General features: G+C 67.4%; 18 protein-coding genes and 9 pseudogenes. 13 read left to right on the top strand and 14 right to left on the bottom strand.

Going from position 1 to position 25,988, the window contains the following annotated elements; all coding sequences use genetic code 11:
- Nucleotides 1–368: 368 nt before the first annotated feature.
- The 9 genes and pseudogenes from F1642_RS11885 to purC form a co-directional block, all read right to left on the bottom strand.
- Nucleotides 369–1,511, bottom strand: a complete 1,143-nt coding sequence (locus F1642_RS11885; RefSeq protein WP_194886318.1) for a glycine cleavage T C-terminal barrel domain-containing protein — start codon at nucleotides 1,509–1,511, stop codon at nucleotides 369–371.
- 170 nt (nucleotides 1,512–1,681) lie between these two features.
- Complete coding sequence (locus F1642_RS11880; protein ID WP_194886317.1) at nucleotides 1,682–2,179, bottom strand: Lrp/AsnC family transcriptional regulator; 498 nt, start codon at nucleotides 2,177–2,179, stop codon at nucleotides 1,682–1,684.
- A gap of 84 nt (nucleotides 2,180–2,263) precedes the next feature.
- A pseudogene (locus tag F1642_RS11875) lies at nucleotides 2,264–3,596 on the bottom strand (glutamine synthetase family protein).
- A gap of 4 nt (nucleotides 3,597–3,600) precedes the next feature.
- Entirely contained in the window at nucleotides 3,601–4,425 is an 825-nt protein-coding gene (locus F1642_RS11870) for an ABC transporter permease (RefSeq protein ID WP_045981981.1), read from the bottom strand.
- Nucleotides 4,422–5,303, bottom strand: a complete 882-nt coding sequence (locus F1642_RS11865; protein WP_194886316.1) for an ABC transporter permease — start codon at nucleotides 5,301–5,303, stop codon at nucleotides 4,422–4,424. Before F1642_RS11865 ends, F1642_RS11870 begins: the two co-directional genes overlap by 4 nt.
- A 50-nt stretch (nucleotides 5,304–5,353) precedes the next feature.
- On the bottom strand, nucleotides 5,354–6,088 hold the full coding sequence (locus tag F1642_RS11860) for a transporter substrate-binding domain-containing protein (RefSeq protein ID WP_194886315.1): 735 nt from the start codon (nucleotides 6,086–6,088) through the stop codon (nucleotides 5,354–5,356).
- 23 nt (nucleotides 6,089–6,111) lie between these two features.
- On the bottom strand, nucleotides 6,112–6,909 hold the full coding sequence (locus F1642_RS11855) for an ABC transporter ATP-binding protein (RefSeq protein ID WP_370582869.1): 798 nt from the start codon (nucleotides 6,907–6,909) through the stop codon (nucleotides 6,112–6,114).
- A gap of 93 nt (nucleotides 6,910–7,002) precedes the next feature.
- A complete protein-coding gene (gene purS / locus F1642_RS11850) occupies nucleotides 7,003–7,242 on the bottom strand; it encodes a phosphoribosylformylglycinamidine synthase subunit PurS (RefSeq protein WP_194886313.1) in 240 nt (79 codons plus the stop codon).
- Nucleotides 7,243–7,256: 14 nt separating this feature from the next.
- Entirely contained in the window at nucleotides 7,257–8,018 is a 762-nt protein-coding gene (gene purC / locus F1642_RS11845; RefSeq protein WP_045981986.1) for a phosphoribosylaminoimidazolesuccinocarboxamide synthase, read from the bottom strand.
- Between the two features lie 131 nt (nucleotides 8,019–8,149).
- On the opposite strand from purC, the gene F1642_RS11840 reads away from it, so the two are divergent.
- Both F1642_RS11840 and F1642_RS11835 read left to right on the top strand, forming a co-directional pair.
- On the top strand, nucleotides 8,150–8,464 hold the full coding sequence (locus F1642_RS11840; protein ID WP_046001099.1) for a DUF1476 domain-containing protein: 315 nt from the start codon (nucleotides 8,150–8,152) through the stop codon (nucleotides 8,462–8,464).
- 181 nt (nucleotides 8,465–8,645) lie between these two features.
- Nucleotides 8,646–9,188, top strand: a complete 543-nt coding sequence (locus F1642_RS11835) for a cytochrome b (RefSeq protein ID WP_194886312.1) — start codon at nucleotides 8,646–8,648, stop codon at nucleotides 9,186–9,188.
- Here the strand turns inward: F1642_RS11835 and F1642_RS11830 are convergent.
- From F1642_RS11830 to F1642_RS11820, 3 genes are read right to left on the bottom strand one after another with little or no spacing between them, the layout of a single operon-like run.
- A complete protein-coding gene (locus F1642_RS11830) occupies nucleotides 9,185–10,483 on the bottom strand; it encodes an MATE family efflux transporter (protein WP_194886311.1) in 1,299 nt (432 codons plus the stop codon). The genes F1642_RS11835 and F1642_RS11830 overlap by 4 nt on opposite strands.
- Entirely contained in the window at nucleotides 10,480–10,980 is a 501-nt protein-coding gene (locus tag F1642_RS11825; RefSeq protein WP_042247551.1) for a PaaI family thioesterase, read from the bottom strand. The genes F1642_RS11830 and F1642_RS11825 overlap by 4 nt, the downstream gene beginning before the upstream one ends.
- Before the next feature lie 2 nt (nucleotides 10,981–10,982).
- Nucleotides 10,983–11,408 carry a PaaI family thioesterase gene (locus tag F1642_RS11820; protein WP_045981990.1) on the bottom strand — a complete coding sequence of 142 codons (426 nt, stop codon included), beginning with the start codon at nucleotides 11,406–11,408 and terminating at the stop codon, nucleotides 10,983–10,985.
- Between the two features lie 162 nt (nucleotides 11,409–11,570).
- On the opposite strand from F1642_RS11820, the gene F1642_RS11815 reads away from it, so the two are divergent.
- The 11 genes and pseudogenes from F1642_RS11815 (at nucleotide 11,571) to F1642_RS11765 (ending at nucleotide 24,174) form a co-directional block, all read left to right on the top strand.
- Nucleotides 11,571–11,918, top strand: a complete 348-nt coding sequence (locus tag F1642_RS11815; RefSeq protein WP_206692757.1) for a MerR family DNA-binding transcriptional regulator — start codon at nucleotides 11,571–11,573, stop codon at nucleotides 11,916–11,918.
- A gap of 60 nt (nucleotides 11,919–11,978) precedes the next feature.
- Nucleotides 11,979–12,227 (top strand): annotated as a pseudogene (locus tag F1642_RS16555) (MerR family transcriptional regulator); the annotation flags it as partial.
- Nucleotides 12,228–12,428: 201 nt separating this feature from the next.
- Nucleotides 12,429–14,212, top strand: a pseudogene (locus F1642_RS11805) (acyl-CoA dehydrogenase C-terminal domain-containing protein).
- Nucleotides 14,213–14,483: 271 nt separating this feature from the next.
- Nucleotides 14,484–15,146, top strand: a pseudogene (locus F1642_RS11800) (glutathione S-transferase family protein).
- A pseudogene (locus F1642_RS11795) lies at nucleotides 15,124–16,338 on the top strand (acetyl-CoA C-acetyltransferase). The pseudogenes F1642_RS11800 and F1642_RS11795 overlap by 23 nt, the downstream one beginning before the upstream one ends.
- A gap of 11 nt (nucleotides 16,339–16,349) precedes the next feature.
- A pseudogene (locus tag F1642_RS11790) lies at nucleotides 16,350–18,520 on the top strand (3-hydroxyacyl-CoA dehydrogenase NAD-binding domain-containing protein).
- Nucleotides 18,521–18,688: 168 nt separating this feature from the next.
- A pseudogene (locus F1642_RS11785) lies at nucleotides 18,689–19,876 on the top strand (toxic anion resistance protein).
- Between the two features lie 30 nt (nucleotides 19,877–19,906).
- Nucleotides 19,907–20,893, top strand: a complete 987-nt coding sequence (locus F1642_RS11780) for a DUF2927 domain-containing protein (RefSeq protein ID WP_255522406.1) — start codon at nucleotides 19,907–19,909, stop codon at nucleotides 20,891–20,893.
- A gap of 51 nt (nucleotides 20,894–20,944) precedes the next feature.
- Nucleotides 20,945–22,064: pseudogene (locus tag F1642_RS11775) on the top strand (SPFH domain-containing protein).
- 7 nt (nucleotides 22,065–22,071) lie between these two features.
- Nucleotides 22,072–23,239 (top strand): annotated as a pseudogene (locus F1642_RS11770) (zinc ribbon domain-containing protein).
- 23 nt (nucleotides 23,240–23,262) lie between these two features.
- On the top strand, nucleotides 23,263–24,174 hold the full coding sequence (locus tag F1642_RS11765) for a carbohydrate kinase (RefSeq protein WP_139598803.1): 912 nt from the start codon (nucleotides 23,263–23,265) through the stop codon (nucleotides 24,172–24,174).
- 93 nt (nucleotides 24,175–24,267) lie between these two features.
- Here the strand turns inward: F1642_RS11765 and hflX are convergent, their stop codons facing one another.
- Both hflX and hfq read right to left on the bottom strand, forming a co-directional pair.
- A complete protein-coding gene (gene hflX, locus F1642_RS11760) occupies nucleotides 24,268–25,659 on the bottom strand; it encodes a GTPase HflX (protein WP_084693860.1) in 1,392 nt (463 codons plus the stop codon).
- On the bottom strand, nucleotides 25,660–25,893 hold the full coding sequence (gene hfq / locus F1642_RS11755; RefSeq protein ID WP_042250201.1) for an RNA chaperone Hfq: 234 nt from the start codon (nucleotides 25,891–25,893) through the stop codon (nucleotides 25,660–25,662). It lies immediately after the preceding gene.
- Nucleotides 25,894–25,988 lie beyond the last annotated feature (95 nt).

Here is a 25,988-nt window from a genome sequence, read left to right as displayed (position 1 = left end):
AGGGAAGGCCGGTTGCCCGTCATGTCGCCGTGTTTAGACGCCCGACCCGCTCGCGCAGCACGCGTGTCCCGATCGGGCGGGGTGATTGAACTGGTCGGGCGTGTTCGCCGGGTGCCAGACGGGCGACGCACCGGGGCAACCCTGATCACCCGCCCGCATGCGACCAACCCCTTGCGGGCGCAGGACGACAATGCACCACGCGTCGCCGGAAAGGTGCGCCCTGCCCCGGGGGGCTGCAGCGACATCGCCTTATCGGGCATCCGCATCCCCAGGCATCAGCACGCTGCGGTCCCTGGACAGAGGCACCATCCGCGTCGGGGGGCAGGACAGATCGGACATGACTGAGGCTCCGTGATCCGGGGGCAGGGTCAGGCGACGGCGATGGTCTTCCTGGGGTCGTGAAAGGGCCGCTCGACAATGGTTGCGGACCGCGTGCCGTCCGGGGTCCGGACCTGAACCTGGGCGCCCATCTGTGCCGATCCGGCCGACAGCATCGCCAGCGCGATGTTGCGATCCAGCCGTGGCGAATGGATCGCCGAGGTGATCTTGCCCACGACCTGGCCGTCACGGGTGACGGGCCAGAAGGTCGTGTTCGGCCCCTTCAGCGGCGCGCCGTCAATCACCAGGCCGACCTGGCGGCGGGCGGGGCCGTCGGCCTTGATTCGGCGCAGTGCGTCCTTGCCGATGAAATCGGCCTCGATGTCCAGGTCGACCAGCCGGTCCAGACCCAGCTCATAGGGATTGGTGTCGATGTCGGCATCGGCATGATAGGACAGCATCGCCCCCTCGATCCGGCGGATCGACGAGGTGTGGCCTGCCTTCAGCCCCAGGGGCGCACCCGCGGCCATGATCCGCTCCCACAGCGCGTCGCCGCGGCTGCCGTCCTGCAGATACAGCTCGTATCCCAGCTCGCTGGACCAGCCGGTGCGCGACACGATCAGCGGGATGCCGTCCAGATCGACCCGGCGCAACCAGTAATAGCGCAGGTCCATGATCGCGTCGCCGAACAGCGCCCGCATCACCGCACCCGATTTCGGCCCCTGCAGCTGCAGGGGCGACACGTCCGGTTCCCTGATCGTGACGTCCATTCCCGAATGCACCGCGACCCCCTGCGCCCACAGCAGGATGTCACTGTCGGCCAGCGATATCCAGAAATGGTTTTCCGCCAGCCGCAGCAGGACCGGGTCGTTCAGGATGCCCCCCTGGGCATTCGTGATCAGCACGTATTTGCACTGTCCGACCGCCATCTTGGACAGGTCGCGCGGGGTCAGCGTCTGGACGAACCGCGCCGCGTCGGGGCCTGTGATCTCGACCTGACGCTCGACGGCGACGTCGCACAGGATCGCGTCGTTGATCAGGTTCCAGAAGTTCTGCACCGGATCGCCGAAGTCGCGCGGGATGTACATGTGGTTATAGACCGAGAACCCCGTGGCGCCCCATCGGACGGTCGCGTCGAAATAGGGGGACTTGCGGATCTGGGTTCCGAAACCGAAATCTTGGATCTGGGTCATCTGGCGTCTTCTTCCACGAAAATGGGCCGGTGGCCGGGGCGGGACATCTGCCATCTAAGCGCGGATGCGGACGACGCACGGGCCAAATCCGGCGCGCAAACAGGCCGGTCGGGCTGTTCTTGGGGTGGACTGCAGACCGGACGGTCTTGGCCGGAGAATCCCGCGCCGGGTCAGGCGGGGTGCGCGGGCGCGCGCGTCAGCGCCTTGAGGTCGGGCTGTGCCGTCTTGACCTGTCGCGTGACGATATAGGTCATATAGCGCTGGATCCCCAGATCGGCCTCCAGCAGCGATTCCATCAGGGTCTGGAACGCGGTCAGGCTTTGGGTGACGACCTTGAGGACATAATCCATCCCGCCGCCGGTCGCGATGCATTCGGTGATCTCCGGCAGGGCACCGATATGGCCTTCGAACCGGTCGAAATCAACCTTGCGGTGCTGCGCCAGCGATACGGTGACGACGCCCTGGGTGACGTTGGCAATGCGCTCCAGCGCAATGTCGGCCCGGTATCCCCGGATCAGCCCGGCCTCGCGCAGCCGCGTCAGCCGCGCCCAGCAGGGGGTGGGCGACAGGTTCACCAGCTCGGCCAGTCGCGCCTTGCTCAGCTGCCCGTGCTGCTGCACGGCCGCAAGGATGCGGATGTCGGTCGCATCAAGGCCTGGCCTGCTCATCCACCGCCTCACTTGCCGTCACGGACGGCGAACATTGCCCACGGCCCTGCTGCCCGGAAACAGGCGGGCGGCCCATCGTCGCGATCAGACCGTGTCCAGGTACAGCTCGACCGTCTCCTCGTCGGACAGCTCGGCCATGTAATGCAGTTCCTGGCGCTTGGTCATCAGATAGTTGTCGACCAGATGCGCGGGCAGGATGCGGCGGATCTCGGGGCAGCTGTCGAACGCCTCGATCGCGGCGCCCCAGTCGCCGGGCAGCTGCGCCAGCTTCTGGTCATAGGCGTTGCCCTTGAAGGGCGCGGGGGCGACCAGCTGGTCCTCGATCCCGTTCAGCGCGGCCCCCAGGATGGCGGCAATGGTCAGATAGGGGTTCACGTCGCCGCCAGCCACGCGATGCTCGATCCGCCGGGCCTTGGGGCCCGAGGACGGGATGCGGATCGCGGCGGTGCGGTTCTCATAGGCCCAGCCGATGCCGGTCGGGGCATGGGCGTTGGGAACCAGGCGGTCAAAGCTGTTTCTCGTGCGGGGCAAAGAGCAGGGTCGATCCGGGCATGGCGCGCAAGCAGCCGGCAACGGCCTGGCGCAGCGCCTCGGTCCCCTCCTCTCCGCCATTGTCGAAGATGTTTCGCCCGGCCCGGTCCAGGATCGAAAAATGCATGTGCATCCCGTTGCCCGCGAACATCTCGTAGGGCTTGGCCATGAAGCTGGCGGCAAAGCCGTAGGTCCGGGCGATGCCCTTGACCAGCATCTTGAACAGCCAGGTGTCGTCGGCGGCCTTCAGCGGATCGGCCTGATGCATCAGGTTGATCTCGAACTGTCCCGGCCCCGCCTCCGAGATGGCGGTGTCGGCGGGAATGTCCATCGCCTCGCAGGCGTCATAGAGCGTCGTGAAGAACTGGTCGAACGCGTCCAGCGCGCGCAGCGACAAGACCTCGCCGCCGGTGCGCCGCTTGCCGGATTTCGGGCTGGGCGGCACGCGCAGCGTCTTGCCGCTGTCGTCGATCAGAAAGAATTCCAGCTCGGTCGCCACCACCGGCACCAGCCCGGCCGCGACATAGCGTTCGGCCACGCGTGCCAACGCCTGGCGCGGGTCGCCGTCATAGGGAGTGCCGTCGGGATGGAACATCCACAACGGCAGCAGCCCCGTGGGTGCGTCCAGCCACGGCATGGGCAGGAACCCCCGTTCGGTGGGCAGCAGCAGCCCGTCAGGGTCGCCGGATTCGAAGACCAGCGGGCTGTCCTCGACATCCTCGCCCCAGATGTCCAGGTTCAGGACCGAATAGGGAAACTTGGTCCCCTCCTCCAGCAGCTTGCCGGCATAGCGCGCGGGCACGCGCTTGCCCCGCGCGACACCGTTCAGGTCTGCTGCCGCGACGCGGATCGTCTTGACCTCAGGGTGTTCGCGCAGCCATTCCATGGGATTATCTCATCAACTGGGGACGGTACCGGACGCGGCTGGTCGCACCCGGCAGATGCCGGTTCAGCCGCCTGTTCACCCTGCCGAAAAGCCAGATCAATGCCAAGGTGGCAGCGATGAAATAAGCGGCGGCAATGGGATAGGCGACGAAGGGGTTGAAGGTCCGGTCCGCGAAGTAGCTGGCATAGTACAGCGCGTCGCCCTTTTGCTGGAACGCCGGAAAGCCGCTGAAATAGACCAGCGTCGTGGCGTGGAACAGGAAGATCGCCTCGTTCGTGTAGCTGGGCCAGGCCAGGCGCAGCATGGTGGGCCAGACGATCCGCCGGAACCGCTTCCAGCCGGTCAGGCCATAGGCGTCGGCGGCCTCGACCTCTCCCTTGGGGACCGACATCAGCGCGCCGTGAAAAATCTGCGCGCTATAGGCCGCGGTGTTCAGGATCAGCACGATCAGCGCCCCGGCCCAGGCCCGCGTCAGCCAGCTGGTCTGGATGGTCATCCCCAGGACGTCGATGCCCGCCCGCGGCAGCAGCACCAGCGATTCATAGGCGATGAAGAACTGGATGAACAAGGGACTGCCGCGGAAGACGAAGATGAAGGCGTTCGCGGGCTTGCGCAGCCAGGGGTTGGCACTGGCCTTGGCCAGCGCCACGCCCGTCGCGATGAAAAAGCCGACCGACAGCGCCAGCACTGCAAAATACAGGTTCCAGATCAGGCCCGACCCGATCAGCACCGCCTGCTGGCACAGGTCATATCCCTCGCGCGGCAACAGCCGTTCGCCATAGCCGATCGAGCGCAGGGCATAGTCCTGGATGGTCTGCACGCAGCTCATGCCGGGGCTCCCTTGCGCTCGGCCTCGCCGCCAAGCGTGGCCTGGCCGCGCGACAGCCGCCGCGTGACGCGGCCCAGCACGCGTTCCGAGATCCAGGTCATGCCCAGATAGAACACCAGGATCGCCAGGAAGTAATACAGCCGCCAGTCCGGATGCGGATAGGAGAAGGCGCTGGTCTTGGACCCGCCCAGCTCGCGCGCCCAATAGACGATGTCCTCGACCCCCAGCAGGAACAGAAGCGGCGTGGCCTTGATCAGGATCATCCACAGGTTCGACAGGCCCGGCAGGGCATAGGTCCACATCTGCGGCATCAGCACGCGGCGGTTCACCTGCGCGGGCGACATGCCATAGGCCTCGGCCGTTTCCAGCTGGGCGCGAGGCACGGCGGCCATGGCGCCGGACAGCACGTTCGCGGCAAAGGCACCGAAGACGATCGAGAAGGCGATGACCGCCAGGAAGATACCATAGACGTCATGCACCCAGGGCGCGGCATCGTTCAGCGGCAGCTTGGCCGCGGCGCACACGACGAAATCGTTGCCCTGCCGGACGGGCGCATCGCTGTCGCACAGGACCTGATGGCGCACCCATTCGAAGCCCTGGTCCAGCGCGATCGGCACGAACAGGAAGAAGATGATGTCCGGCACGCCCCGCACCATCGAGGTGTAGATCCCCCCGAACCACCGCAGCGGCGCGATGCGCGAGCGGCTGGCCATGGCGCCGCCAAAGCCGAAGAGCAGTGCGATGGGCGCGGTGATCGCCAACAGCAGAAGCACCGTCCCGAAGCTGGCATAGAACAGCAGATGCGTGCCCGATGTCAGGTAGCACGACAGCCAGGCAAGCCCCTGCAGCAGGGACGGATCGGTGCAATATGCGAACATGGGACTTCCCGAAGGGCCGCCGCGGCACGGGTCCGCGGCGGCGGGTCAGATCATTCGAACAGCAGCGCGTCGTCGCCGAACCACTTCTTGATCATGTCGTTCAGGCTGCCGTCTTCCTTCATCGCGGTGATCTGCGCGTCGAATTTCTCCAGCAGCTCGGTGTCGGACTGGCGCAGACCCATGCCGATGCCCTCGCCCAGGGCGACGCGGTCCATGCCCTCGACCCAGACCAGCTCTCCGCCGGATTCCTCGACGATGGGGGCCAGGAAGTCGCGGTCGGCCAGGATCGCGTCGGCCTCGCCGTTGCGGACGGCGGCGACGGCCTGGTCGGGGTTCGGGAACTCGATCAGCGTCGCGCCGCTCTCGGCGACATAGCCGGCCTGGATGGTGCTGGTCTGGGCCGCGACGATGCCGCCTTCGACGTCGACGTCAGCCGCCAGCGCCGCATAGGCCGACGGCGTCGGCGGGGTGTAGGGCTGCGTGAAGGCGATGACCGCCTGGCGTTCGGCGTTGATGTTCATGCCGGCCATGATCGTGTCGTAGTTCGAAGAGACCAGGTTCGGGATGATCGAATCCCAATCGTTGCGCACCCAGGTGCATTCCAGCTCGGCGCGCTTGCACAGCTCGTTGCCCAGCTCGATCTCAAAGCCGGTGACCTCGCCGGTGGCGTCGTCGATGAAGTTGTAGGGCGCATAGGCGCCTTCGGTGCCCATGCGGATGGTCTGGGCCTGGGCCAGGCCCGCGGTCAGCATCAGCGCGACGGCCGCGATCGTCAGGGATTTCATTCGGGGTCTCTCCTGTTGGTTTCTTATGTCGCCATGGTCGCGGACAGGAACTGGCGCAGACGGTCGGTCTGCGGGTTCCCGAACAGGCGATCCGGCGGGCCTTCTTCGCAGACCACGCCCTGATGCAGGAACACGACGTGATCGCTGACATCGGCGGCCAGCCGCATGTCATGGGTGACCAGGATCATCGTGCGATGCTCTCCGGCCAGATCCTTGATGACCTTCACCACTTCCTGCTGCAGCTCGGGGTCCAGCGCGCTGGTGGGTTCGTCGAACAGCAGCGCCTTGGGCTGCATGCACAGCGCGCGGGCGATGGCGGCACGCTGCTGCTGGCCGCCCGACAGCTGCGCGGGCCAGGCGTCCGCCTTGTCGCCGATGCCGACCTTGGCCAGAAGGTCGCGGGCGCGGGCCTCGACTGCGGCGCGATCCTCGCCCAGCACGGTGACCGGGGCCTCCATCACGTTTTGCAGGATCGTCATGTGGGCCCACAGGTTGAACTGCTGGAACACCATGGACAGGTTGGTGCGCATCCGCGTGACCTGGGCGCGGTCGGCGGGGTGGCGGCCCTGCCCCTGCCCCTTCCAGCGGACCGGTTCGCCCTCGAACAGGATCTCTCCGGCCTGGCTGTTCTCCAGCAGGTTGCAGCAGCGCAGCAGCGTGGACTTGCCCGACCCGGACGACCCGATCAGGCTGACCACATGGCCGCGCGGGGCGGTCATGGACACGCCCTTGAGGACGTCAAGCGGACCATAGGACTTGTGCAACCCGTTGATCGAAATGACCGGGGCGGCGCTGTGAGGGGTCGGGGTCTGGTTCATCATCCGCACATTGGGCGTCAAACGCGCGCGTTTTGCAACGGGGTGCAGGGGGCAACCTGCCGATAAGGGCAGGCTGCCGCAGCGTCAGCCGAACGCTTACGCAATCTCGATCGAGTATTTCTCGATCACGGTGTTGGCCAGCAGGCCCTCGCACATCCTGGCGACCTCGGCGCGGGCCGCCTGGGCGTCGGTGGCGGCCAGGTCCAGCTCGATCAGCTTGCCCTGGCGGACGCCGGTGACGTCCTGGTGGCCAAGCCCGCCCAGGGCATGGCGGATCGCCTCGCCCTGGGGGTCCAGGACGCCGTCCTTCAGCATGATGGTGACACGTGCTTTCATGGCGGCAGTCCCTCTCAGTTGATCGCGGTCGGTTTCAGGCTGGTCGTGTTGGCGGGCATCAGGCCCAGCCGGCGCGCCACCTCGGTATAGGCGTCGGTCAGGTTGCCCAGGTCGCGGCGGAACACGTCCTTGTCCAGCTTCTGTCCCGTCTTGACGTCCCACAGCCGGCAGCTGTCGGGGCTGATCTCGTCGGCCACGATCAGGCGCATGAAATCATTGTCCCAGACCCGTCCGACCTCGATCTTGAAATCGATCAGCTTGATGCCGGCGCCGTAGAACACACCCGACAGGAAGTCGTTCACCCGCAGTGCCAGGCTGACGATGTCGTCCAGGTCCTGCTGGGTCGCCCAGCCGAAGGCGATGATGTATTCCTCGGACACCATCGGGTCGCCCAGCTCGTCGTTCTTGTAGCTGTATTCGACGATGGGCCGCGGCAGGGCCGTGCCCTCCTCCAGCCCAAGGCGCTTGGACAGCGACCCGGCCGCGAAATTGCGCACGATCACTTCCAGCGGGATGATCTCGACCTGACGGATCAGCTGCTCGCGCATGTTGATGCGGCGGATGAAGTGGTTCGGGACGCCGATGTTCGTCAGCCCGTTCATGAAGAACTCGGACAGGCGGTTGTTCAGCACGCCCTTGCCCTCGATGGTGGCGCGCTTCTGCGCGTTGAAGGCGGTCGCGTCATCCTTGAAGTACTGGATCAGCGTGCCGGGTTCCGTGCCCTCGTAGAGGATCTTGGCCTTGCCTTCGTAAACTTTCTTGCGCCGCGGTGCCATGGGCCCACCGTCCTTTCGCATGTCCCTGAAGATGCCGCTTACCCCGGATTGCCGGTCGGGGGCAATACGAGCCTTGCGACAAGGCATGCCGATGGGCATATCTTGTCCCAGACGCCGCACAGGAGGGCCCGATGACCACGTTCAACGATCGAGAGCGCGCCTACGAATCCAAGTTCGCCCATGACGCCGACCTGCGCTTCAAGGCCGAGGCGCGCCGGAACCGCCTGCTGGGCGAATGGGCGGCCGGACAACTGGGCAAGACCGGCGACGACGCCCGCGCCTACGCCATGACCGTCGTCAGCGCCGATTTCGCCGAGCCCGGAGAGGAGGACGTCTTCCGCAAGGTCGAGGCCGACCTGACAGGCGTCGCCGATGCCGAAACGATCCGCGCGCAGATGGCCCGCCTGATGGACGAGGCCCGCCGCCAGGTCATCGACGAGACCTGAGCCGCCATCGTCAGCAGACCGGATCAGGGGGCATCGCGCCCCCCTTTTTCTATTCCTCCCCGCGGTGCACGCGCGCAAGGCAGCCGGGGTCAAGCTTTGGTGACCCGGCATTTTTGCCGTCGCGTTCCTGCCGAACCGTGGGATGAAAGGGTCTGCCCTATCAACAACAGGATGCCGGAACATGCTTTGGGACAATCAGGACCGCTATGGTGCCGTGACCCGGACGCTTCATTGGGGAATCGCCGCCCTGATGGCGTGGCAGTTCGGCGGCATGCTGTCCGAAAGCCTGCTGGGCGACGAGGCGCCCCTGGCCGTCGCACTGACCGCCAACCACACCCAGGTCGGAACCATCCTGTTCGTGCTGATCGTCCTGCGCGTGGTCTGGGCCGCCCTGAACCGTGATCGTCGCCCGCCGCGCCGGGCGGGCCTGCTGGGCCATGCGGCAAGGCTGGGGCATGTCGCGCTCTATGCGCTGATGCTGGCGGTTCCCTCGGCGGCGCTGCTGCGGGCCTGGGGCGGGGAACGCGGCTTTGCGCCCTTCGGGTTCCAGATCTTTGCGCCGCGCGCCCCGGACCAGGTCGTCAAGACCGCCACCGACATCGGGTCGAACTTTCATGGAGAGCTGGCCTGGGTGATGGGCGTGCTGATCCTGGGCCATATCGCGATGGCGCTGTTCCACCAGATCGTGCTGCGCGACCGCCTGCTGCGCCGCATGGCAGGCTAGGCGGCGGCGGCCTCGGCATTGGGATAGCGGCGCAGCATCGTCACCGCGCGGGCCAGGTTCAGCGCCATCAGCGCCGCCCACAGGCCGTGGTTGCCCCAGAAGGGCGGCAGGATCAGCACGCAGGCCGCGAAGACCGCCACCGACCGGATCATCGCGTTGCGCATGTCCCGCGTCAGCGTGGCCCCGATGAAGATGCCGTCCAGCATCCAGCCCGCCACCCCGATCAGGGGCGCCAGCGCCAGCCAAGGCAGATAGATCCGCGCCGCCTGCCGCACCGCGTCCGAGGTGGTCAGCAGATCGATGATCGCGCCCCCTGCGACGATGAAGACCAGCCCCATCACGACCGCACCCCCCAGCCCCCAGGCCGAGGTCAGCAGCGACGCCCGCCGCACCCGGTCCGGCCGGCGCGCGCCCACGGCCTGTCCCACCAGGGTTTCGGCGGCAAAGGCGAACCCGTCCAGCGCATAGGCGGTCAGCGCCACGAACTGCAGCAGCACCTGGTTCGCGGCCAGCGGCACGTCGCCCTGCCCCGCCCCCAGGAACAGGAAGCTGGTCATGCAGCCCTGCAGCAGGATCGACCGGATCATGATGTCGCCGTTCACCCGCGCCAGCCGCGTCAGGCGGTCGCGCGCCCACAGCCCCGCCGCGCGCCGCGCCTGTCCCAGCACGTGCCGCGCCAGCCACAGGCCCAGCGCCACGCCGGACAGCTCCGCGATCAGCGTGGCCCAGGCGACGCCCGCCACGCCCAGCCCCAGGCCCAGCACGAACCACACATCCAGCGCGACGTTCAGCCCGTTCTGCAACAGCTGCAGCCCCAGCACCGCACGGGTGCGTTCGACCGCGATCAGCCAGCCGGTGATCGCGTACAATCCGATGGTCGCAGGCGCCCCCCAGATGCGGATCGCCAGATAGTCGCGGGCCAGCGCCTCGACCGCATCCGAGGCCGGAGCCAGCCGGAAGGCCGCCCAGAAGATCGGCGCCTGCAGCGCGATGAAGACCAGCCCCGCGGCGGCGGCGATGGCCAGCGCGCGCAGCAGATGGGCGCCCACCTCGGGCGCGTCGCCCGCGCCATGCGCCTGCGCCACCAGACCGGACGTGCCCATCCGCAGGAACCCGAACACCCAGTAGATGGACGTCAGGATGATCGCGCCGATCCCCACCGCACCGATGGCCTGCGGCTGGCCCAGCTGGCCCACCACGCCGGTATCGACCAGCCCCAGCAACGGCACCGTCAGGTTGGACAGCACGATGGGCACCGCGATCTGCAGCACCCGGCGGTGGGTCAGCAGGCTCAAGGCTGCGGCATCAGGAAGTGACCGGTGGCCTGGGCGATCAGGCGGGCGCGGTTGTCCTGCCACGCCTCGACATGAACGGACGCATAGCGCCGTCCCGACCGCACCACGCGGGCGCGGGCATAGGCATCGCGCGGCAGGCCCGAGCGCAGGTAGTCGACGGTGAAATCGATGGTCTTGGGCAGCCGTGGCAGGCTGTCGGGAACGGCCGCGTCGGGGGCGATGCGGCCTGATTCCAGGTCCTCCCACATCGCGGCCCAGCCCAGCTCGATGATCGCCGTGACCTCCAGAAAGGCCGCGGTGACCCCGCCATGGATCGCAGGCAGCATCGGGTTGCCGATCAGCTTGTCGTCATAGGGCAGGATCGCGGTCAGTTCGTCCCCGCGCCGATCGAAGCGGATGCCCAGCCAGGTCATGTAGGGCACGCCGGTGACCATCGCCGCCAGGGCCGAATCGCGGCGCGACTTGATCTGGTGCAGGGGTTCGTTGCGGTCGCCCATGATCACCGCTCCGCCGTGAAGGCGCCGGTGGCGGCGGCGACGGGATTGGCCTCGTCCTCGTCCAGGGCCACGGCGCGCAGAAAGGCCACACTGCGGGTCATGTGATAGCATTCGGCCCGCGCGGTGATCCGCTGTCCCGGCGTAGCGGCCCGCATATAGTCGATGCGCAGGTCGATCGTCGCGGTCGATCGCGGGTTCGTCGGATGCGCCATCACCGCCGCCCCGCAGCAGGTGTCCATCAGCGCCGAGACGACACCCCCGTGGATCACCCCGGTGCGCGGATCGCCGACCAGGTGTTCGGCCCAAGGCATGCTGATCGTGGCGCGGCCCGCGCCGATCTCCTCGACCCGCATGCCCAGGGCGCGCGCATGGGGGATCGCCTCGATGAACTGCTGGGCGATGCGGGCGTGATCGTCGGGATCGGTCATGGGGCGTCCTTCTTTGCGCGAGGGGTAGCGTCCGGTCGGGACCCGGATCAAGCCCCGGCGCGCGATTCGGTTGAGAAAGGATGCGGCTGCGCTTAGGTTGACGCCAAGGGAAATCTTCCAGGGAGGTGCCGGGTGACCGAAGACCGCATCAGCTTCAAGGACATGTGCGCACGGTTCGAGGTGACGCCCCGCACGCTGCGCTATTACGAATACATCGAACTGCTGCAGCCCCGAAAGGAAGGCCGCGCCCGGTTCTATGGCCCGCGCGAGGTCGCCCGCATGACCCTGATCCTGCGCGGGCGGCGCTTCGGCTTCAGCCTGGAGGAGATCCGCCAGTGGCTGCAGATCTATGACAAGAAAGGCTCTCGCGAGCAGTACCAGGTCTGGATCGACATGGCCGACCGGCAGCTTGCCGTGCTGGACGGGCAGATCGCCGACCTGACGGCGGCGCGGGCGGATCTGGACCAGCTGCGCCAGACCACCGTGGCCGAACTGGCCAAGATGGGCTGACGCGGCGGCACGCGCCCTTGTGACGCCGCGTCCTGCTTACGTTCGCGTCAACTTGGGGCTATGTTCAGGAAAGGACGGAAAGCCGGTTTGAGGAGGAGCCGCACCATGTCCGAAGATCTGATGACCATCCGCCAGATGTGCGACGCCTTTGACGTGACCCCGCGCACGCTGCGGTTCTACGAGGCACGAGAGCTGATCTTTCCCCAGCGCCGCGGCCAGCACCGGTTGTATGACCGGCGCGACCGGGCCCGGCTGATCCTGATCCTGCGCGGCAAGCGCTTCGGGTTCAGCCTGGAACAGATCCGCCAGCTGTTGCAGTTGTACGAACCCGGCGGCACGAACCGCGCGCAGATCGCGGCCACGATTCGATGTCGGCCGCGACCGCCTGGCGGACATGGAACGGCAATATGCCGAACTGAGCGAGGCGATCGCCGACCTTCGCCAGCAGATCTCGGATGCCGAGGGCCGGCTTTCCGCAGCCCCCACAGAACAGCCGTAAAGGATCCCGACATGCCTTCGTACACGCCCCCGATCCGCGACCTGCAGTTCGTCCTGCACGACGTTCTGAAGCTGTCGCAATCCGACCTGCCCGGTCATGACGAACTGGCCCCCGACTTCACCGAGGCCGTGCTGGAAGCCGCCGGCAAGCTGTCCGCCGAGGTGCTGGCGCCACTGAACCTGTCCGGCGACCAGGAGGGCTGCGTTCTGGAGAATGGCGTCGTCCGCACGCCCAAGGGCTTCCGCGAGGCGTTCGAGCAGGTCAAGGATGGCGGCTGGACCGCGCTGGACTGCGACCCCGAATACGGTGGCCAGGGCATGCCCTACACGATGGGCGTGGCCACCGGAGAGATGTTCGTGTCGGCCAACATGGCCTTCAACATGTACCAGGGCCTGACCCACGGCGCCTATTCTGCGATCCACGCTCACGGCACCGACGACCAGAAGCAGACCTATCTGCCCAAGATGGTAAGCTGCGATTGGACCGGCACGATGAACCTGACGGAACCGCATTGCGGCACCGATCTGGGACTGCTGCGCACCAAGGCGGAACCGCAGGATGACGGCAGCTACCTGATCACGGGCCAGAAGATCTTCATCTCGGCCGGTGATCACGACATGGCCGAGAACGTCATCCACCTGGTCCTGGCCAAGGCGCCCGGCGGCGGCGGAGGGCACCAAGGGCATCAGCCTGTTCATCGTGCCGAAGTTCCTGGTGAACGCGGACGGCTCTCTAGGTGATCGCAACGGCGTGTCGGTGGGCGCGCTGGAGCACAAGATGGGCATCCACGGCAACGCGACCTGCGTGATGAACTATGACGGCGCGAAAGGCTGGCTGCTGGGCGACCTGTACAAGGGCATGCGCGCCATGTTCACCATGATGAACGAGGCGCGTCTGGGCGTGGGCCTGCAGGGCTATGCCGCGGCGGTGCCCGCCTATCAGAACGCGCTGGCCTATGCCAAGGACCGCCTGCAGGGCCGTGCGGTGACCGGCGTGCAGAATCCGCAGGGCGCCGCCGATCCGCTGATCGTGCATCCCGACATCCGCCGCAGCCTGCTGGACCAGAAGAGCTTTATCGAGGGGGCCCGCGCGCTGGCGCTGTGGGGGCGCGCATCTGATCGACCGCGGCCACCTGGCCGGCGACAAGGACGCCGAGGGGCTGGTGTCGCTGATGACCCCGGTCATCAAGGGCTTCCCTGACCGACAAGGGCTTCGAGGCGACGGTGCTGGCCCAGCAGGTCTTCGGCGGCCACGGCTATGTCGAGGAATGGGGCATGAGCCAGTTCGTCCGCGACGCCCGCATCACCATGATCTACGAAGGTGCGAACGGCGTGCAGGCGCTGGACCTGGTCGGCCGCAAGCTGGCCCAGGATGGCGGCAAGCATGTGATGGCCTTCTTCGACATGGTCAAATCGTTCTGCAAGGAACAGTCCGGCAATCAGGCACTGGCGGCCGATTTCATCGAACCGCTGAAGGCCGCGTCCAAGGACCTGCAGGCGGCGTCCATGTTCTTCATGGAACGCGGCATGAAGAACCCGAACGATGCGCTGTCGGGCAGCTACGACTTCATGCACCTGTTTGGTCACGTGACCTTGGGCTATATGTGGGCCCGGATGGCGGGTCGCCGCACAGGCGGCGCTGGATGCGGGCACCGCGGACCCGGCGTTCCACAATACCAAGCTGGCAACCGGCCGCTACTACATGAAGCGGGCAGCTGCCGATGACCGCCACGCATCTGGCCCGCATCCAATCCGGAGCAGCCACGGTGATGGAGCTGGAGGCAGAAGCCTTTTGATCCGACATCAAGGGCGGAGAGGTCGCATTGGGTATTTTTGCAAAAAAGAAGCAGGATGCGCCCCCACCTCTCCCGATTGTTGTCGGGTCAGGCGTTGTCGGCCCACAGGCCGGGGCGACTTCTCCTTTGGCGGTCATCGGCTCCCCAGCCTGTACCGCAGGACCAGACTAATGCCGCTCAGGTGAAGACGCGGTTAACGCCGCTTCTTCTTTGTCCAAATACCCCGCGGGGGGTCCGGGGGCGCGCAGCCCCCCGGCGTCGAGGAGGAAAGATGACCGCGCAACTCTGGTGCTTCGGCGAATCCGGAAACGCCTACAAACCGGCTCTGACGATGCAAGTGGCGGGTTATGACTGGCAGCCCGTCTATGTCGATTTCTTTAACGGGGGAGGGGCGCAGCCCCGCATTTCGGGCGCTGAACCCGATGGGCGAGGTCCCGGTGTTCCGCGAGGGCGATGTGACCCTGACCCAATCGGCCGTCATCCAGCTGCATGTCGCGGAACGCACCGGCCGGTTCCTGGGCAGCGACCGCAACGAGACGCTGCGCTGGCTGATGTTCGACAACCACAAGGTCTCGGGCCAGGCGGGACCGGCGCGGTTCCTGTTGAACTTCCTGCCCGCGGACAAGCGGCCGGCAGGAGCGGCGGAATACCTGCAGGGACGGCTGAAAGGGCTTATCATGTGCTGGACACGCATCTGGCGGACCGCGACTGGGTCGCACCCGGCGGCCCGACCATCGCCGATTTCGCGCTGTGCGGATACCTGTACTACCCTGAGCCCTTCGGCTTTGACCGCAGGGGATTGGGCCCCATATCGATCGCTGGCTGGACGGCATCGCCGCGCTGCCCGGCTGGAAACACCCATATGATCTGAATGCCCGGCAACCCATCCGACCGGCGCCCAAGGAGGACACATGACCGACGCATTCATCTATGACGCCGCCCGCACGCCGCGCGGCAAGGGCCGCCCGATGGCAGCCTGCACGAGGTCACCTCGCTGGCGCTGTCGGCGCGCCTGCTGAACGCCGTCAAGGAACGCAACGGGCTGGAGGGCCACGCGGTCGAGGACGTGATCTGGGGCAACGTGACCCAGGTCAAGGAACAGGGCGGCTGCCTGGCGCGCAGCGCCGTGCTGGCATCGGACCTGGACCAGAGCATTCCCGGCCTGTCGATCAACCGCTTTTGCGCATCCGGCATGGAGGCCGTGAACCTGGCTGCCAACCAGATCAAGGGCGGCGCGGGCCAAGCCTATATCGCAGGTGGGGTCGAGATGATGGGTCGCGTTGCCATGGGCAGCGACGGGGCGGCCATCGCGGTCGATCCGGGACTGGCCATGCGGTCGTACTTTGTACCGCAGGGGATCAGCGCCGACATCATCGCGACCGAATACGGCTTCAGCCGCGCGGATGCCGATGCGCTGGCGCTGGAAAGCCAGCGCCGGCGCGGCGCAGGCCTGGGCCGACAACCGCTTTGCCAAATCCATCGTCCCGGTGCTGGACCAGAACGGCCTGACCATCCTGGACCGCGACGAATACATGCGCCCCGGCACCACGGCGGACGATCTGGCCAAGCTGCGCCCGGCCTTCAAGGAGATGGGCGAGATGATGCCCGGCTTTGACAAGGTCGCGATGCTGAAATACCCGCACCTGACCCATGTCGATCATATCCACCATGCCGGCAACAGCAGCGGCATCGTCGACGGCGCCGCGGCGGTGCTGATCGGGAATGCGGAATTCGGGCAGGCGCATGGCCTGAAGCCCCGCGCGCGCATCCCGCGCCACCGCCAAGATCGGCACGGACCCCACGATCATGCTGACCGGCCCGGTTCCCGTGACCGAGAAGATCCTGAAGGACAGCGGCCCTGTCCATCGGCGACATCGACCTGTTCGAGGTGAACGAGGCCTTCGCGTCCGTGGTGCTGCGCTTCATGCAGGCCTTCGACGTGGACCATTCCAAGATCAACGTGAACGGTGGCGCAATCGCCATGGGCCACCCCCTGGGCGCGACCGGCGCGATCATCATCGGCACCCTGCTGAACGAGCTTGAGCGGCAGGACAAGACCATGGGTCTGGCGACCCTGTGCATTCGCGTCCGGCATGGGCGCGGCCACCATCATCGAACGCGTGTGAGGAGCCCGGACATGACCGATTTCACGATGGAAAAAGGCGCCGACGGCGTCGCGGTGATCACCTGGGACGTGCCGGGCAAGTCGATGAACGTGCTGTCGATGGACGGCGCGACCGCCCTGAACGGGCTGATCGACGACGCACTGGCCGACGATGCCGTCAAGGGCATCGTCATCACCAGCGGCAAGAAGGACTTTGCCGCCGGGATGGACCTGAAGGTCATCGCGGGCATGAAGGACGCGAACGGCGCGCAGGGCGTGTTCGACGGCGTGATGACGCTGCACCACCTGATGCGCAAGATCGAGCTGGCGGGCATGGACCCCAAGACCAAGAAGGGCGGCAAGCCGATCGCCAGCGCCCTGCCCGGCACCGCGCTTGGCATCGGGCTGGAACTGCCGCTGGCCACGCATCGCATCTTTGCGGCCGACAATGCCAAGGCCAAGATCGGCCTGCCCGAGATCATGGTCGGCATCTTTCCCGGCGCCGGCGGCACCACCCGCCTGACGCGCAAGCTGGGCGCCATGATGGCCGCACCCTTCCTGCTGGAAGGCAAGCTGTCGGACCCCAAGAAGGCGAAATCGGCCGGGCTGATCGACGAGGTCGTCGAAGACCCGCTGGCCGCCGCCAAGGCCTGGGTGCTGGGGGCCAAGGAGGCCGACCTGGTCAAGCCGTGGGACGCCAAGGGCTACAAGATGCCGGGCGGAGAGCCGTTCCACCCGGCGGGCTTCATGACCTTCGTGGGCGCATCCGCGATGGTGCATGGCAAGACGATGGGCGTCTATCCGGCGGCCAAGGCGTTGCTGTCGGCGGTCTATGAGGGGTCGATGGTGCCGTTTGACCAGGCGCTGAAGATCGAGGCGCGCTGGTTCACCAATGTGCTGATGAACCCGTCGTCCACCGCAATGATCCGCAGCCTGTTCATCAACAAGGAAGCCCTTGAGAAGGGCGCGAACCGTCCCGAGGCCCCCGACCAGACCGTCCGCAAGGTCGGCATCCTGGGCGCAGGCATGATGGGCGCGGGCATCGCCTATGTCAGTGCCATGGCCGGAATCGAAGTCGTGCTGATCGACGCGGCCCAGGACAGCGCCGACCGCGGCAAGGCCTATTCCACGGGCCTTCTGGACAAGGCCATCAGCCGCAAGAAGGCGACCGAGGAGAAGAAGGCCCAGGTCCTGGACCGCATCACCGCCACCACCGATTACGCCGCCCTGCAGGGTTGCGACCTGATCGTCGAGGCGGTCTTCGAGGACCCGTCGGTCAAGGCCGAGGTGACAAAGAAGGCCGAGGCCGTGATCCCGCAGGACGCGATCTTTGCCACCAACACCTCGACCCTGCCGATCAGCGATCTGGCGCGTGCCAGCGCGCGCCCCGAACAGTTCATCGGCATCCACTTCTTCAGCCCGGTCGACAAGATGCTGCTGGTCGAGATCATCAAGGGCCAGGAAACCGGTCCGTGGCGGTCGCCAAGGCGCTGGATTTCGTGCGCCAGATCCGCAAGACCCCCATCGTCGTGAACGACGAACGGTTCTTCTATGCCAACCGCTGCATCATCCCCTATATCAACGAAGGCATCCGCATGGTGGCCGAGGGCGTGAACCCTACGCTGGTGGAAAACGCCGCCAAGATGATGGGCATGCCTTTGGGTCCGCTGCAGCTGGTCGACGAGACCTCGATCGACCTGGGCGTCAAGATCGCCAAGGCGACCAAAGCCGCGATGGGCGACGCCTATCCCGACGGCGCGGTGGACGACGTGCTGTTCTGGATGGCCGACCAGGGGCGGATGGGACGCAAGGGCGGCGCGGGCTTCTATGCCTATGAGGACGGCAAGCGACAGGGCCTGTGGGAGGGTCTGGACGCGCAGTACCCGCGCAGCCCTGACCAGCCCGACCTGCACGAGATCCAGCACCGCCTGATGTTCGCCCAGAGCCTGGAGGCCGTTCGCGCGCTGGAGGACGGCGTGCTGGAGGACATCCGCGAAGGCGATGTGGGCGCCATCCTGGGCTGGGGCTTTGCGCCCTGGTCGGGCGGTCCCTTCGGCTGGCTGGACATCCTGGGCGCGCAGAAGGCGGTCGAGATCTGCGACCGGCTGGAGGCCGCGCACGGTGCTCGCTTCAAGGCGCCGCAGATGCTGCGCGACATGGCCGCCAGGGGTGACAGCTTCTACGGGCGCAAGGCCGCGGCCTGACACCCCCGGATGGGCCGCGCTTGTGGCCCATCCGCACCACCCGCTGTGTCCGCCCTGCCATGTGACGAAACTTTTCCGGTCTGGCCGTCGTTGAAGCCGCGGAAATTAGTCATATGCTGCGACAACGGAACCGCCCGACGGGCGGATGGCCGACAAGGGGACATGCCGATGAGTGACGAGACGAAACGCCGCGCCGAAGCTGCCCAGGCCCAGATCGAGGCGATCGCCTCGGCTCCGCTGCCCGAGCCTGCTCCTGCGGCGCAGTCCCCTGTCCGATGCCGACCCCGCCGTCCAGGCCCAGATCCGCGCCCGCATGGCCGAGATCGACCTGAAGGACAGCAATTCCATCCTCCGCTTCGGCACCCGTGCTCAGGCCGATCTGCAGCAGATCAGCCAGTCCATGCTGGCTGATGTCAAGGCCAAGGAGGTCGGTCCGGCCGGCGACAGCCTGCGCGAGGTCGTGACCACGATCCGTGGGTTCTCGACCAGCGAGCTGGACATGCGCCGCAGCCGCAGCTGGTGGGAGAAGCTTTTGGGCCGGTCCGCGCCCTTGCGAAGTTCGTTGCGAATTATGAACAGGTCCAGACCCAGATCGACCGCATCACGGCCGAGCTGGAGGGGCACGAGCAGAAGCTGCTTAAGGACATCAAGTCGCTGGACATCCTGTATGACCGCACATTGACCTTCTATGACGAACTGGCCCTGTACATCGCCGCCGGCACCGAAAAGCTGGCCGAGCTGGACCGAGAGACGATCCCCCGCCAAGGAGGCCGAGCTGGCCGCAAAGGCGCAGCCCGACCAGGTGATCGAGGCGCAGGAGCTGCGCGACCTGCGCACCCTGCGCGACGACCTGGAACGCCGCGTCCACGACCTGAAGCTGACGCGCCAGGTGACGATGCAGTCGCTGCCCTCGATCCGGCTGGTGCAGGAGAACGACAAGTCGCTGGTCACCAAGATCAACTCGACCCTGGTGAACACGGTGCCCCTGTGGGAGACGCAGTTGGCCCAGGCCGTCACCATCCAGCGCAGCGCCGAGGCCGCCCGCGCGGTCAAGGAGGCCAACGACCTGACCAACGAGCTGCTGACGCGCAATGCCGACAACCTGCGTCAGGCGAACGCCCAGATCCGGGGCCGAGACGGAACGCGGCGTCTTTGACATCAAGGCGGTTCAGACCGCCAACGCCCAGCTTATCGCCACGATCGAGGACAGCCTGCGCATCGCCGACGAAGGTCGCTCGCGGCGCGCCTCGGCCGAGACCGAACTGGTGCGCATGGAGGCCGAAACTGCGCGATGCGCTGGCGGCGGCATCCTCGCGGCAGCCTGCGGCCGTCACCGGCCCCGGTGGGCGGCGCTGATGCGGGCGCCTGGCTGCCCCCGCCCTGGGATTGGCGCTGCTGCTGGGCGGCTGCGCCCCCGACCCGTTCACGGACACGCCCGGCTCTCCGCGCCCGCAGGCACGTCCCGAGGCCGCCTCGGCCGCGCAAAGCCAGGCCGAGTTGCGCCGCGCGCGGGCCGAGCGCAACCGCGCCGCGAATGCCGTTGCGCGCCAGGCTTCGGCCTCGCCCAGCCAAGCCAGCCAGTCACAGCGTGACTATTATGCCGCGGCGGAACGGCGGCTGGTGGCGCAGGGTCGCCTGCGCCGCGACCGGACCCCGCTGGACGCGCCGATCGACGCCGAGATCCTGACCCGCAACTTCATCGACATCGCGCTGCGCGACGAATACAGCCAGACCGACGGCGGGCTGGTGTCGCAGTCCCGCGCGGCACCCCTGCGCCGCTGGCAGGGTCCGGTGCGGATGCAGCTGGAGTTCGGCGCCTCGACCGACATGGCCGCCCGCCCCGCCTGGCGGTCGGAGGTCGCGGATTTCGCGGGCCGCCTGTCGGACGCCACGCGCCATCCCGTGTCGCTGACGGCCGAGGGCGGAAATTTTACCATCCTGGTCCTGACCGAGGATGAGCGCCGGGCCATCGGCCCGCGCCTGGCCCAGCTTGTGCCGGGCATCCCGGCGCAGGACGTGTCGATCATGACCGACCTGCCCGCCGCGATCAGCTGCGCGGTCTTCGCCTATTCGCAGGGGGCGGCCGCCGACTATGCCCGCGCCGTGGCGGTGATCCGGGCTGAACTGCCGCCACTGCTGCGCACGTCCTGCATCCACGAGGAGCTGGCGCAGGGAATGGGGCTGGCCAATGACAGCCCCGGCGCGCGTCCGTCGATCTTCAACGACGACGAGGAATTCGCGCTGCTGACGCGCCATGACGAGCTGCTGCTGCGGATCCTCTATGATCCCCGCCTGCGTCCCGGCATGTCCGAGACAGAGGCCGCGCCCATCGTCCGCCGCATCGCGACCGAGCTGCTGGGCGAGAACGCTTGATCCCGTCCCCGGCCCGCCCCTAGAAAGGGGCGAGGTCAGCGGGAGGCACCTATGTCCATCTTCGACATCCTGGGCGGCGAATTCATCGAGATCATCGAATGGACGGCCGACGACCGCGACACGATGGTCTGGCGCTTCGACACGGTCGGGCGCGCAATCAAGTATGGCGCCAAGCTGACCGTCCGCGAGGGTCAGGCCGCCGTCTTCATCCATGAGGGCCAGCTGGCCGACGTGTTCGGCCCCGGCCTGTACCTGCTGGAGACGAACAACCTGCCGGTGCTGACGCGCCTGCAGCACTGGGACCACGGCTTTCGCAGCCCCTTCAAGTCCGAGGTCTATTTCGTCAGCACGACCCGCTTCAACGATCTGAAATGGGGCACCCGCAACCCCATCATCGCCCGTGACCCCGAATTCGGCCCGGTCCGCCTGCGGGCCTTCGGCACCTATGCGATGCGGGTGAGCGACCCCGCCCGGTTCATGTCCGAGATCGTCGGCACCGATGGCGACTTCACCCGCCGACGAGATCACCTTCCAGATCCGCAACGTGATCGTGCAGGAGTTTTCCCGCGCCATCGCCGCGTCGAACATTCCCGTTCTGGACATGGCCGCAAACACCGACCAGCTGGGTGCGCTGGTCGCCAAGGCCATCGCCCCGGTGATCGAGGCCTATGGCCTGGTCCTGCCGGAATTCTACATCGAGAACATCAGCCTGCCCGCCGAGGTCGAGGCGATGCTGGACAAGCGTACCAGCATGGGGATCATCGGCGATCTGGATCGTTTCGGCCAGTATGCCGTGTCCGAGGCCATGCTGGCGGCCGCGCGGAACGAGGGGGGCGCCGGTGCCGGCCTGGGCGCCGCGATGGGGGCCGCCATGGGCGCCACGATGCGCGGACCTTGGGGCGCCGTGCCCTCGGCCGCTCCGCAACCCGCAGCGCCGCCTGCGGCCCCGCCGCCCCTGCCCGGCGGCACGGCACCACGCTGGCATGTGGCCATCGACGGCGCGGCCTCGGGGCCCTATGCGCAATCCGACCTGCCGCGGCTTGTGGCCGAGGGGCGCCTGACCCCTGCCACGCTGGTCTGGACCGAAGGCCAGGATGGCTGGCTGGAGGCCGGTCAGGTCCCGGCCTTGACCGCCATCCTTGGTGCGACGCCGCCGCCTCTGCCGCGCTGAGGACCGGATGATTCCGGCCGAACACCGCTTTCCCTGCGGACAATGCGGGGCCAGCCTGACCTTTCGCCCCGGCCAGCAGGAGCTTGTCTGCGATTGGTGCGGCCACCGGCAAACCATCGGCCCCGGCCCCGCCCGCGCGCCGGGGCGCAAGGCCGATGACAGCAGCGCCGACCCCGCCCTGCAATGGTCCGAGGGCCCGCGCGCGCCGGGCCCCGCGCTTCGCGAGATCCCCCTGGCCGAGGGGCTGGATCTGTCTCAGGGTGCCGTGGACATCGTGCAGACCGTCCGCACCCTGTCCTGTCCGAACTGCGGGGCACAGGTCGATCTGGACGCCGACCAACACGCCAGCGCCTGCCCCTTCTGCGCGACGCCGGTCGTCACCGACACCGGCCCCACCCGCCGCATCAAGCCGCAGGGGGTGATGCCCTTTACCCTGACCGAGGCGCAGGCTCGCGCCGCAATGAAGGCGTGGCTGGGCAGCCTGTGGTTTGCGCCCTCCGGCCTGACGGCCTATGCGCGCAAGGATCGGCGGCTGAGCGGGATCTATTCCCCCTTCTGGACCTTCGACGCCGACACGACGTCGCGCTATCGCGGCCAGCGGGGCGATGCGTATTACGTCATGGTGCAAAGCACCCAGACCGTGAACGGCCGGACGCAGACGGTCAGCCGCCAGGAACGCCGCATCCGCTGGACCCCGGTGTCGGGTCAGGTCGCGCGCCAGTTCAACGACGTGCTGATCCCCGCATCGACCGCGCTGCCGCCGCGCTTCTCCGAGGCGATGAAGCCTTGGGATCTGTCGGCCGTGGCGGAATACGACCCCCGCTTTCTGTCGGGGTTCGAGGCAGAGGGGTACACCGTCCCCCTGGCGGACGGGTCACGGGGCTGCGCGCCAGCAGATGGCGCAGGTCATCTACCAGGACGCCCGCCGCAGCATCGGCGGCGCGGAACAGCGCGTCGATCACGTCGACAGCCGCTTCGTGAACGAGACCTTCAAGCACGTGCTGCTGCCGATCTGGGCGGCGGCCTATCGCTACAACGGCGCAAGCTACCGCTTCGTGGTCAATGGCCAGACCGGCAAGGTCATGGGCGAACGCCCGTATTCGGCATGGAAAATCGCCGGGGCCGTCGCCGTGGCACTGGTAGCGTTAGCAGCCATCCTGTATCTGACCCAATAGGGCCGAACCAAGGGGGACCGACCATGATCCTGTGCGCAGGCGAATCGCTGATCGACATGGTGCCGTCCGACGGCACCTTCCGCCCGCTGGCCGGCGGCGCGGTCTACAACACCGCCATCGCGCTTGGGCGGCTTGGCCAGGACACGGGCTATCTGTGGCCGATCAGCCGCGACCCCTTCGGCGACCAGATCCTGCGACCGCTGGCCGAGGCCGGGGTGAACACCGACCTGTGCCCCCGCACCGACCGGCTGACCACGCTGGCGCTGGTGACGCTGACGAACGGCGAGGCGCGCTATTCCTTCTACGACGAGGGCTCCGCCGGGCGAATGCTGCTGCCCGAGGATATCGGGCCGCTGCCCGAGACAGTGACCGCGCTCTTCGCCGGCGGCATCAGCCTGGTGCCCGACCCCTGCGGCGGCACCATCGAGGCGCTGATCGCGCAGCATCACGACCGCCTGCCGGTGATGATCGATCCCAACATCCGGCCGTTCTTCATCACCGATGCGGGCGCCTATCGTGCGCGACTGGCGCGGCTGATGCCCATGGCCGACATCGTCAAGCTGTCGGCCGATGACCTGGAATGGCTGCACCCCGACCTGGCGCCCGAAGACGCCGCCCGCGCGGTACTGGCCACCGGCCCCAAGCTGGTCCTGCAGACCGGAGGAGAGGCCGGCGCCAAGGCGATCTGGGCCGGAGAGACAGTCCACGCCCCCGCCGTGCGCGCCACCGTGGCCGACACGATCGGCGCGGGCGATACGTTCAATGCGGGCGTGCTGGCCTCGCTGGACCGCCAGGGCCTGCTGACCAAGGACGCCATCGCGGCGATCACCCCCGCCCAGATCCACGCGGCGCTGACGCTCGGCGCGCAGGCCGCCGCCGTCACCGTCTCGCGCCCCGGTGCCAACCCGCCCTGGTCACACGAAATGCCTGCCTGATCTGGGGGAGGGTCCCGGGAGGGGCGCAGCCCGATCCCGGCGGGGGGTGCGGGGGGCTGGCCCCCCGCCCTTCCGTCGCGGGACGCAACGGGCTCAGTCCGCCGGGTGCCACCCGCCGCTGCGCGGCTCTTCGGGTTCGTCATCCTCGTCGGCCTCGGTGGCCGAGCCGGTGAACGCCTCGAACGCGCCCTTCTGCCGCGCGGTCCAGCGCAGATCCAGATGCAGCCCGTCCTCGCCTGCCTCCTCACGCTCGACCACGCCGGCCTCGTGCAGCCAGGCACGGCTGCGCCCATCGGCAAAATCCAGCACGACCTGCCCCTCCACGCGCGGCTCGTCCAGAACCTCGCCCAGCTGACGGTCGATGGCGGCGATCAGGTCGTCCAGCCCCTCGCCCGACAGGGCACTGACCGCCTGCACGCCCTCGGTGCGGGCATCGGTGCGACGCAAGGCCGCCCGGGTGTCGTCGCCCAGGGCGTCGATCTTGTTCCAGACCTCGATCGCGGCCACGTCCTCGTCCACGCCCAGGCTGTCCAGGATCGCGGCCACGTCGTGGGCCTGCTCCTCGGTCTCGGGGTGGCTGATGTCGCGCACATGCAGGATCAGGTCGGCCTCCAGCACCTCCTCCAGCGTGGCGCGGAAGGCCGCGACCAGCTCGGTCGGCAGATCGCTGATGAAGCCCACCGTGTCCGACAGGATCACCTTGCGCCCCGAATTCGCGCCCTGCGCGTCAGGCAGGCGGATCGCCCGCATGGTCGGGTCCAGCGTCGCGAACAGCATGTCCTTGACGAACACGTCTGCCCCGGTCAGCCGGTTGAACAGCGTCGATTTCCCGGCGTTGGTGTATCCCACCAGCGCGACGATCGGATAGGGCACCTTCGCACGCGATGCGCGGTGCAGGCTGCGGGTCTTGACCACGCGGTCCAGCTGCCGGCGCAGGCGCGTCATCTGGTCGTCGATGGCGCGACGGTCGGCCTCGATCTGCGTCTCGCCGGGACCGCCCACGAAGCCCAACCCGCCGCGCTGACGCTCCAGGTGGGTCCAGGCACGAACCAGCCGCGTGCGCTGATAGGACAGCGCCGCCAGCTCGACCTGAAGCACGCCCTCGCGGGTGCGGGCGCGGTCGGCGAAGATCTCCAGGATCAGCCCGGTCCGGTCCAGAAGCTTGACGCCCCAGTCCTTCTCCAGGTTGCGCTGCTGGACCGGGGTCACCGGCCCGTCGATCAGCACCAGTTCGACCTCAAGCGCCTCAAGGCGCTCCTTGATCTCGGCCAGCTTGCCCTTGCCGAACAGCTTGCCCGCATTGGGCTCGCGCAGGTTGGCGACCTCGGATCCGACCATCTCGATGCCCGGCAGGGCAAGGGCCAGCGACACGGCCTCGGCCAACGCATGCTCGGGCTCGCGCCGTTGGGTACGGGCGCGGCCCAGATCGGGGTGGATCACATAGGCGCGTGTCGGCTTGGCTGCGGTTTCCGTCAGTTCGGCCAATCAATCCTCGCCTTCGTACAGGGTGATGGGCTGGCCCGGCATGATCGTGCTGATCGCATGCTTGTAGACCAGTTGCGACTGTCCGTCGCGACGCAGCAGGACGCAGAAGTTGTCGAACCAGGTGATGACGCCTTGCAGCTTGACACCGTTGATCAAAAAGATGGTGACGGGCACCTTGGCCTTGCGGACATGGTTCAGGAACGCATCCTGCAGGTTCTGCTTGTCGCCAGCCATTTGTTTATCGTCCGTTTTTCACTGTCCCTGTCCGTTCAACATCTAAGCCGATGCCCCACCCCATGCAAGCATGGCGGATTTCGCGAAAACGCGAA

Origin of the sequence: Paracoccus sp. NBH48, from assembly GCF_015390265.1 — a bacterium.
Classification (GTDB): Bacteria; Pseudomonadota; Alphaproteobacteria; order Rhodobacterales; family Rhodobacteraceae; genus Paracoccus; species Paracoccus marcusii.
Note: the sequence above shows the minus strand (reverse complement) of the source record. Positions and strands in the feature narration are given on the sequence as shown.